This is a genomic window from Sporocytophaga myxococcoides DSM 11118, assembly GCF_000426725.1.
Taxonomy (GTDB): Bacteria; Bacteroidota; Bacteroidia; order Cytophagales; family Cytophagaceae; genus Sporocytophaga; species Sporocytophaga myxococcoides.
The window spans coordinates 1-1,802 of sequence record NZ_AUFX01000022.1 but is presented as its reverse complement, the minus strand read 5'-3'; the positions used below and the strand labels follow the sequence as shown (position 1 = coordinate 1,802).

The following is a 1,802-nucleotide window of genomic DNA, read 5'->3' as shown; positions in this document are numbered from 1 at the left end:
TTAAGATATGATGGTCCATTGTCACAAGGTAATTCATCTACTTCAGCAACTGGAGGTAAGTTATATACTTGGCAGGGGGCAAATGTAGCTTGTCCAAATGGCTGGAGATTACCTTCAGATTTGGATTTTAGAATCCTTGAGAATTATTTAGGAATGTCGGATGTTGACACAGCTAAAGTTGGATATAGTCAGCAAAGAGGCGTTGACAAAGGCATAGGGATAAAGCTGCAAAATGGAGACGGTTTAGGTTTTAATTTTATTATTACGCCAGGAATTAATAATGAAGATCTTTGGACGTCTACAAAAATTTCTAGCGGTAGTCCAAATGGTGATATATATGTGAGGTCCTTTTCAAGAAATGATAATTCGGTATATCGAGCTAAAAATTTTGAAGAAAGCCCAATTTGTGTTCGTTGTCTAAAGAACTAATATATTAATATAACTGACATCCTGTTTAATTGGCAGGATGTTTTCATTTTTAATTTACTTTTTAATACTAGTTAAAATGAAAAGATTTTTTCTTCTAGTTATGCTTATGATACCAAAGCGGGGGATACAACGGCAACGTTCACGATAGCTGCGCAATGGGGAACCAATTGGGGAACAAATATCTGTCTTCAATCGGGGGCAACTTCTACAACTGTAAAGATTCATGTACAAGGTTTTAGTATTAATCCAGGGGGCGCTAAATATAGATTTTATGCGTATCTAAATGCAGGTACACCTGTTAAGACAGACCAATCCAGCTTTGATATTTTCAATGTTACAAATAATAGTGTAATAAAAGTTATAGTAGCAGATCCTGATGATCCTACCAAAAAATATGGAAAACAGTCTTTAACATTTAAGGTTACATCTCACCCCAGCTATACCCTTTCGGCTCCTTTAACCACAGTTTGCCTTGACAACGAAGGAGATGGGTCCTTTGATTTGTTATTAAGTCCATACAAGCCTGTAGTGAATGGCGTGCCAGACATATCTTATGAATTTAGGAGGGAAGGTGGGGCAATAGTAAGCTTTGACGACAAAGGCAATGGAACTTTTAGAAGAACATTGGATAATGGAGGAGCTGGAACTAACAGTTATTCTCTTGTGGTGACAGAAAATAGTTGCATAAGTACTCAACAAATAAACAGCCCAACGATTACATTTATAAGATCTCCAAAGCTTAACGAAAAACCTTCCTACCTAAGGTATCTTTCTCAGGGAGGAACAATAATTTTAAAAGATCTTTTTAATAATACAAATGGCACATTTGATAATGATTATACTTTTGAAGATTTATCAGGAAAAGGTTTGGTGGTAAAGCAAGGAAGCTCCTGGATTTTTAAAGGTGATGAAGCAGGAGAAGGTGTATATAAAAATATAATAGCATATACACCTACTAATGGTACCTGTTCCAATGGCAAAACTACTATAGGTACAGAATTAAAAATATTAAATGACAAGGAGAGTTTAGTTATATTCCTTAAAGCCACCAAAGAGTTACCTATATGTGCTAATCAGGAAAAGTATCCTTTACAGGTTCTCATAAAAGATGGATGCCAACCTGCAAGCCCACAGATGCCTCAAATATCTGTCGGAGGAATTCCTGCATTAAATATTGCATATGTAGATATTGAAGAAAGCATTAACTGCCACATTTACAGCTTCGAAATAGAACCAATCAAGTATAATAAATCTGAGGTAGATATTAAGGTTGGAGGTCTTTCTTCCATTGGATGTGATTTGTCAGGAACAATAAAAATTGCAGCCCCCAATGATCCCACTATTTCAGGCCTTCCGGAAACAGTAAAGGTAAG

2 protein-coding genes are annotated in these 1,802 nt (G+C 36.0%); both read left to right on the top strand.

Annotated features, from left to right (window positions below; translation table 11 throughout):
- On the top strand, window positions 1-429 hold a 429-nt coding region (locus tag K350_RS0118280), incomplete at its 5' end, for an FISUMP domain-containing protein (RefSeq protein WP_028981127.1).
- Between the two features lie 501 nt (window positions 430-930).
- A partial coding sequence (locus K350_RS29460; RefSeq protein ID WP_156027093.1) for a hypothetical protein occupies window positions 931-1,802 on the top strand: 872 nt, incomplete at its 3' end.